Origin of the sequence: Actinomyces sp. ICM58 (assembly GCF_000283035.1) — a bacterium.
In the GTDB taxonomy this organism is placed as follows: Bacteria; Actinomycetota; Actinomycetes; order Actinomycetales; family Actinomycetaceae; genus Pauljensenia.
The window spans coordinates 1-7,268 of record NZ_ALIY01000172.1 but is presented as its reverse complement, the minus strand read 5'-3'; the positions used below and the strand labels follow the sequence as shown (position 1 = coordinate 7,268).

The 7,268-nt window shown below is 68.7% G+C and carries 7 protein-coding genes and 1 riboswitch; of the genes, 6 read left to right on the top strand and 1 reads right to left on the bottom strand.

Features of this window, described 5'->3' with window-relative positions; all coding sequences use genetic code 11:
* The 3 genes from HMPREF1138_RS07800 to HMPREF1138_RS07795 form a co-directional block, all read left to right on the top strand.
* A partial coding sequence (locus tag HMPREF1138_RS07800) for a DUF2249 domain-containing protein (protein ID WP_009058445.1) occupies positions 1-313 on the top strand: 313 nt, incomplete at its 5' end.
* A 22-nt stretch (positions 314-335) separates the two neighbouring features.
* Entirely contained in the window at positions 336-476 is a 141-nt protein-coding gene (locus HMPREF1138_RS11140) for a hypothetical protein (protein ID WP_009058448.1), read from the top strand.
* Between the two features lie 72 nt (positions 477-548).
* Positions 549-1,028, top strand: coding sequence for a toxin (locus tag HMPREF1138_RS07795; RefSeq protein WP_039937503.1), 480 nt, complete (start codon positions 549-551; stop codon positions 1,026-1,028).
* Between the two features lie 848 nt (positions 1,029-1,876).
* Here the strand turns inward: HMPREF1138_RS07795 and HMPREF1138_RS07790 are convergent.
* A complete protein-coding gene (locus tag HMPREF1138_RS07790; RefSeq protein ID WP_039937501.1) occupies positions 1,877-2,476 on the bottom strand; it encodes a DUF2218 domain-containing protein in 600 nt (199 codons plus the stop codon).
* A gap of 162 nt (positions 2,477-2,638) precedes the next feature.
* Between HMPREF1138_RS07790 and HMPREF1138_RS07785 the strand changes: the two genes are divergently transcribed.
* From HMPREF1138_RS07785 to HMPREF1138_RS07775, 3 genes are all read left to right on the top strand, one after another.
* Positions 2,639-4,111, top strand: a complete 1,473-nt coding sequence (locus HMPREF1138_RS07785) for an amino acid permease (RefSeq protein ID WP_009058452.1) — start codon at positions 2,639-2,641, stop codon at positions 4,109-4,111.
* 28 nt (positions 4,112-4,139) lie between these two features.
* Positions 4,140-4,241: riboswitch (TPP riboswitch) on the top strand.
* 30 nt (positions 4,242-4,271) lie between these two features.
* Positions 4,272-4,871: an ECF transporter S component gene (locus HMPREF1138_RS07780; RefSeq protein ID WP_009058440.1), complete on the top strand. Its 600-nt coding sequence runs from the start codon at positions 4,272-4,274 to the stop codon at positions 4,869-4,871.
* 10 nt (positions 4,872-4,881) lie between these two features.
* On the top strand, positions 4,882-7,268 hold a 2,387-nt coding region (locus tag HMPREF1138_RS07775), incomplete at its 3' end, for an ATP-binding cassette domain-containing protein (protein ID WP_009058450.1).

Below are 7,268 nucleotides of genomic sequence, written 5' to 3'. Positions count from 1 at the left end.
CTCCACCGCGGGCGGCTGCGGCTGCGGTGACGGCGCCCCCTCTGCGGGCAAGGTCCACGCGGGCGGCGCCGGCGTCATCCACCGCCCCGGCGCAGACGAGCTCGTCATCCACTCCATCCCCCGCGTCGTGCGACACGCGGTCCTCTTCGCCGCCGTCGACAACCTGCCCGTCGGCGAAAACCTCCAGATCTGTGCGCCCCACCAGCCCGAGCCGCTGTTCGCGCACCTGCAGGACTCGACGCAGCACTACCGTGTCGAGACTCTGGAGGCCGGCCCCGTCGACTGGCGCTACCGCATCACGCGCCTCGCCTGAGCGCCCCTCCACGCACGAGGCCGTGGCCGCCCCCGCCATCTCCGGTGGGCCTGCCACGGCCTCGTCATATGCGAACGAAGACAGCGGGCTTGAGGGCGCGAGCGCGCGCCTCGTCGTGCGCGCGACGACCGCGGCGTACCGACGCCTCGCGACCGAGTGCTGACGTGCCTGTGCGCGTGCTTTTTCGGGCGTCCATTCGCGTGCCTGCGAGCGCGCGAGCCGGTACCGTTGAGACATGAGCTTCTTTGACATGACTTCTGACGCCGACGGTGAGGACGACATGGACCGCGTCGAGACCGACGTGGTCGTGGACTGCGACATCGAGGCCGCGTGGGCGCTCGTGTCGGAGCCGGGCTGGTGGGTCAACGACGGCCCCCTGGGCGACCACGAAGTAAGCCTCGGGGACGATGGCCTCTACCGCGTGAGCGACCCGGACGCCGGCGACTGGCTGATCGAGAAGGCCGACGAGGACCCCATGGACGTCGTCGCCTTCCGCTGGTACCCGCTCGCCGACGACGAGCTGCCCGACGAGTACGCGACCCGCGTCGAGGTCTCCCTCTCCGAGGAGCGCGGCGGCGTCGCCATCCACGTCGAGGAGTCCGGCCTGGCATCCGTCTCCGACGACGAGGCCGAGGCCCGCCAGGCGTATGAGGACGCGATCGGCATGTGGGAGCAGGTCCTGGTCGCGGCCAAGAACTACCTCGAGGGCCGCTGAACTTCTGAGCCCCCGTGCCGGCATCTGCTGATGTCGTTGAGGTTTCGCCGTTTCGGTATCCGCTGGCATTGTTGATGTTCCGTCGTTTTGGCCTTTGCGGGTGGCGTTGATGTTCCGTCGTCGCAGCATTTCGCCGGCGAATGACTCGTAGTGAGCGCGTTGCCAGACTGTGCACCCCCCGCAGTCTCACGGCTGCGGGGGTTGTTTGTTGGTGTGGCGGTGTGCTGGGCGGCGGTGTGTGGGGGTGGCCTGGTTGTTCGTGGTGTGCGGCCGCTGGCGGATCGGCCGGTGGCGGCTTTGCGCATGTGTTCTGTCGGATACGCGCAGGTGCCCTGCGTTCCCATAAGTCGCATGCAATTCCCTCGTGGGCGTTTCAGAGTGCGACATTAGATCGTTGGAATTCCAAGGTTTCTGAGGTGTGTGAAGGGAAGCCGCCGGGGGAATTGCATGCGAGATTCTTGAGGGTGGGTGTCGTGCACCCTATATGTAGGCAGTGCACCCGATATGTAGGCAATGCACCCGATATGTAGGCAATGCACCCGTTCTGATCGGGTGCAGCGCCACGTAAGAGGTGCAGCGCCACGTAACGGGTGCAGTGCCCTGTTATGGATGTGGTGCCCTGTGTGGTTGCGACGCGCGCCGCGGTTGGGCTTGTGAGTGGGAGTGTTGCGCTAGATGCGGAGCGTTGCGCTGGCGAGTAAGTAATGCAATGTCTGTCCAAGTAGTGCGTCGCAGTGGTGGGTGGTGCACTGCCTGGCTAACTAGTGCATTACATGCGCAAGTGATGCAACGGCTCCCGGTGTGCGCCTACTGTGCTGCGAGCCCCGTGCCTTCGCGCTCCGCCGCGGCTACTCCGCGTGCTCGGCCTCTCGCGCCGCCTCGCGGGCTGCCTTCTTGGCGCGGGCGTGCGCCTCGACCTCTTCGGGGGTGAGGGGGCCCTGCGTGGAGCCCTCGCCGCCGTCGGCTCGCTGCCAGGCGATGGCAAGGCTGTCGCGCGCGCCGAATCGCGCCAGGTGAATGCCCGCGACATGCTCGAGGTGAGCAGCGCGCTCGGGGGTCGTGCGCAGCTCAAGCCGAAGATCCGACGGTGACGCGATCACGTCGAAGCGCCCCAGCACCGGCCCCTCGCGGTCGAACAGCAGGTAGCCGCTGACCGTTTCCTCGTCCCACGCGCCCGTGATCTTGTGCGCCATGTGGCTGACGAGCTGCTTGCCGTAACGCGCCGCGCGCTGCGTGGGCACGCTCGCCGTGGAGGCCAGAGGGAACGAGGCCTGGGCGGGGGTGTGCGACGTGGCCGCCCCCGGCGAGCTGGCAGGGAACGAGGCCTGGGTGGGCGCAGCTGTGGTGGTCTCGTCGGCGTGGGGTGTGAGTGTGGAGCTGCCTGGGCCGCTGGGAGCGGCTGGGGTCTCGTCCGAGTGGTGAGGGGCGGAGGTTGCATCAAAGTTCATAAGGCTAACCTAACTCCGTTGCGTGCTGCGTGCCGTGCGACACCTGAATTCGGACGTGGGCGGGCTATTGCGGTAGCGTTGGAGGGTCAAGCGCGCTCCGTGCGCGCGCAAAGACCGCGCAAAGCACCGCCCGCGGGCGGCAACCAGCGGAAAGGAAAACGAATGAGCAGCGAGCCAGTCGTGCACGACGAGCCCCGTCAGGAGGGCGGCGAAAAGCTTCAGCGAAACCTGAAGAATCGCCATATTCAGCTGATCGCCATCGGCGGTGCGATCGGCACGGGCCTGTTCATGGGTTCAGGCAAGACGATCTCCGTCGCGGGCCCCTCGATCCTGCTGGTCTACATGATCATCGGCGCGGTCCTGTTCCTGTTCATGCGCACGCTCGGCGAGCTGCTGCTCTCCGATCGCAAGTACGCGACCTTCGCGGACATCGCGCGCGACCTGATCGGCCCGTGGGCGGGCTTCGTGACGGGGTGGACGTACTGGGCGTGCTGGGTCGTCACCGGCGTCGCGGACATGATCGCGATCACCGGCTATACGCACTTCTGGTGGCCGAGCCTGCCTGCGTGGATCCCCATCACCGCCACGACCCTGCTGCTCTTCGCCCTCAACGCGATGACGGTCAAGGCCTTCGGTGAGACGGAGTTTTGGTTCGCGCTCGTCAAGATCATCGCGATCATCGCCCTGGTCATCGTCGGTTTCGGTATGGTCGCCATGGGCACGATCGACGAGGAGGGGACCGCCGCCGCCGTCTCGAACCTGTGGAGCCACGGCGGCTTCTTCCCCAATGGATTCACCGGCTTCCTGGGTGGCTTCCAGATCGCGCTCTTCGCCTTCATCGGCATCGAAATGGTCGGCACGACGGTCGCGGAAACCGACGACCCGGACACCACTCTCCCCAAGGCCGTCAACTCCATTCCCGTGCGCATCATGCTCTTCTACGTGGCGGCCCTTGCGGCCATCATGATGGTGACCCCCTGGGACCAGGTGAGCCCCGAGCGCTCGCCTTTCGTCACGATGTTCTCCCTGACTGGCCTGGGCGCGGCGGCCACGATCGTCAACCTGGTCGTGCTCTCCTCGGCAGCGTCCAGCGCGAACTCGGGCATCTACTCCACCTCGCGAATGCTCTACGGCCTGGCCCGCCAGGAGCAGGCGCCCAGCATCTTCGCGCGCCTCTCGAAGCATCACGTGCCCCTCAACGCCCTGTTCTTGTCATGCGTGTGCCTGCTGACGGCTATCATCATCATGGCGACGGGCGGCTCGATCTCCGCGGCCTTTACGCTGGTGACCTCGGTCTCGGCCACCCTCTTCATGGGCGTGTGGGTCGTCATCGTCGTGTCCTACCTGGTGTACCTGCGTAAGCGCCCCCACCTGCACAAGGAATCGCACTTCAAGTCGCCCGGCGGTGCCGTCGGCGCGTGGGTGGTCCTGGCGTTCATGGGGGCCATGGGCGTCATCCTGGCGATGTGGGACGATACCCGCCCCGGCCTCGTCTATTCCCTGGTGTGGATCGCGTTCATCGTGGGCGCGGCCTTCGCGAACCGCCACTTCCTGCTGCGTCGCGCGGCGCGCGGAGTCCTGGGCGATGGGGGGACGGGCGAGGGGCCCCATCAGGGCCCTCACCTGCACGAGTAGCGCGATGAATACTAAGTGACTATGCTCACTAGCGTGCCACGGGAGCTCGACGCGAGCTGAGAGGGGACCACCCCCGACCGTAGAACCTGATCCGGATCATACCGGCGTAGGAAGGCTCTTCCCTCGTGGCCGCCGTGCAACACGAAGGGAGTATTCTCGCATGGCTACCACCGCTCGGTCCCTCAGTTGGAGGGTCATCGACATCGTCACCGCCGCCGTCCTGGGCGTCGCGTGCGGCCTTATTTTTGCTGTTTGGAACCAGGTGGGTAATGCCGCTTTGGAGGGCCTCAAGGCCATAACCCCCGGCCTGGACGGACTTGCGACGGGCATCTGGCTGCTGGGCGGCACGCTCGGCGGCTACGTCATTCGCAAGCCGGGTGCTGCGCTCTTCGTGGAGCTGGTGGCCGCGACCGTTTCCATGGGTCTGGGTTCGCAGTGGGCGGTCGAGACACTGTATTCGGGCCTCGCGCAGGGCATCGGCGCCGAGATCGTTTTCGCGCTTCTCGCCTACCGCCGCTTCAACGTGTGGGTTGTCGCCGCTGCCGGCGCGCTGTCCTTCGCCTGCGAGTGGACCCTCGAACTCTTCCTCTACGGCCACCTCGAAAAGGGTGTGCTCTACAACGCCATCTATTTGGCGTGCGGCGCGCTCTCGGGCATCGTTCTGGCTGGCGTCCTCGCGTGGGCGCTGACGAACGCGCTGGCGAAGACGGGCGCGTTGGACCGCTTCGCCTCGGGACGCGGAGCGCGTGAGCTTGTCTGATTCCCGCTCCATGAACGAGGCCTCCTCCGCCTCCCCCCGCCCCGTCTCCTCCCCGGATGGCCGGGCGCCGCTGGGTGAGGGGGCGGGCGCGCGCGTTCGCGCGCGCGAATGGGGATGGCGTCACGCTGGGCGCAAGAACGCCGCGCTGTCGGGCGTTGATCTCGATATCGCGCCGGGTGAGCGCGTGCTGGTGCTCGGGCCGTCCGGGTCGGGCAAGTCGACGCTCATGGGCGGCCTGGCGGGCCTGCTGGGTGGCGCCGAGGAGGGCGAGGCCACCGGCACGCTCACCGTTGACGGCGTTGCCCCGGCGCAGGCGAGGGGCCGCGTGGGCCTCCTCATGCAGGACCCCGAGGCCCAGGTGGTCCTGGCCCGCGTGGGTGACGACGTGGCCTTCGGCATGGAGAACCTGGGGGTTCCCCGCGAGGAGATATGGCCTCGCGTGGAGGAGTCCCTGAGCGCGGTGGGCCTGGACGCACCCCTTGATCATTCGACGACGGAGCTGTCGGGCGGGCAGAAGCAGCGCCTGGCGCTCGCGTCGATTCTCGCGATGGGCCCGGGCCTGCTGCTCCTGGACGAGCCGACCGCGAACCTGGATCCGAGCGGCATCGCCGAGGTGCGCGCCGCCGTCGAGGCCGTCGTGGAACGCACGGGCGCGACGGTGGTGGTCGTCGAGCATCGCGTGGACGTGTGGGCGCCCCTCGTGGACCGCGTCATCGTGGTGGCCGACGGTCGCATCGCTGCCGACGGCCCCCTCGACGAGGTCCTCGCACAGCAGGGCGACGCCCTGCGCGAGCGCGGCATCTGGCTTCCCGGCGACGACATCGCCGCCGAGGTTGGCCCCGCGCCCGAGGCCGCCCCGGCCTCGTCCGAGGATGCCCCCATCGCCCGCGTCACCGACCTGACGATCGGCTACGACAAGGCCTCCCCCGTGCGGTCCGGCATCGACCTGACGCTCGAGCGCGGCGTGTCCACCTGCATCGTTGGCGCTAACGGCGCCGGAAAGTCGACCTTCGCGCTGACGTTGGCGGGCCTCCTGCCGCCCCTGGAGGGCACGGTCGAGGTCGAGACCTCCGACGGCACGGCAGGCGACCCCCACGAGTGGAGCAGCAAGCAGCTCCTGGGCCGCATGTCCATGGTCTTCCAGGAGCCCGAGTACCAGTTCCTGGCCTCCACCGTCGCCGAGGAACTCGCCATCGGCCCGCGCGCCGCCGGCATGAGCGAGGAGGAGATCGCCCCCCTCGTCGAGGAACACATGGAGGCCCTGGGCCTCACTAAGCTCGCTCGCGCCAACCCCATGACGCTGTCGGGCGGTGAGAAGCGCCGCCTGTCGGTGGCGACCGCGCTCATCAGCGCCCCCGAGCTGCTCATCCTCGACGAGCCGACCTTCGGGCAGGACCGCGGCACGTGGCTGGGCCTCGTGCGCCTGCTGCGCTCCGCCCTCGCGCGCGGCGTCACCCTGGTGTCGATCACGCACGACCCCGCGTTCGTGGCCGCGATGGGCCAGCGCGTCGTCGACCTGGGGTTGGTTGGGATCCGAGGCGGGGGAGAGTCGCGCGGTTGCGCCGAGTCCGCGCTCGCCTCCCCACGTGACGAGGCCGACTCTGGTTGCGCGTCCCGCACGAGTGTCGGGTCGGAATCTGGCGATAGCGCGGACGCGACGATAATCGGCGATGCGATGGGTGCTGACGCGCCTGCGGGCGAGGTGCCTGCCAGTGCGGCGACTGCGGGTGCCGCACGGATGTGTGCGCCCACCTCCGCCCGAGCGCCCCGGCGTGGCCTCCTGGCCCGCACCAACCCCGTCGCCCGCGTGCTCGCCCTCCTGGTGGCGACCACGCCGCTGCTCATCACCATCGACCCCGTGAGCGCGGGCGTGGCCCTCGCCCTCGAGCTGGCCCTCGTGCCCCTGTCGGGCGTGTCGGCGCGCAGCTTCTTCCTGAAGGCCACGCCGCTGCTGCTGGCCGCGCCCCTCGGCGCCCTCTCGATGCTGCTCTACGCCTCACCCGGCGGGCACGTCTACTGGTCTTTCGGGCCTGCTGCGATCTCCGACCACTCGATGTGGCTGGCCTTGGGCATCGGCTTGCGCATGTGCGCGCTCGTCGTCCCCGCGATCGCCCTGCTCGACCGCATCGACCCGACCGACATGGGCGACGGCCTGGCGCAGATCCTGCACCTGCCCGCCCGGCCGGTCCTGGCCGCGCTCGCGGGCGCGCGCATGACCTCGTTGATGGCCGCCGACTGGAAGGCCCTGGAGCGGGCACGACGCGCCCGAGGCGTGGGCGACGCCTCGCGCATCCGTTCCTTCCTGCGCGGCTCCTTCTCGCTGCTCGTGTTCGCGCTGCGTCGCTCCGGCAAGCTCGCGACCACCATGGAGGCGAGGGGCTTCGGAGCGGCCGGAGC

Excerpts from the sequence above, each read along its gene's own strand:
- HMPREF1138_RS07795 (WP_039937503.1), top strand. The coding sequence starts at position 549 with ATGAGCTTCTTTGACATGACTTCTGACGCCGACGGTGAGGACGACATG.
- HMPREF1138_RS07790 (WP_039937501.1), bottom strand. The coding sequence starts at position 2,476 with ATGAACTTTGATGCAACCTCCGCCCCTCACCACTCGGACGAGACCCCA.
- HMPREF1138_RS07780 (WP_009058440.1), top strand. The coding sequence starts at position 4,272 with ATGGCTACCACCGCTCGGTCCCTCAGTTGGAGGGTCATCGACATCGTC.
- HMPREF1138_RS07785 (WP_009058452.1), top strand. The coding sequence starts at position 2,639 with ATGAGCAGCGAGCCAGTCGTGCACGACGAGCCCCGTCAGGAGGGCGGC.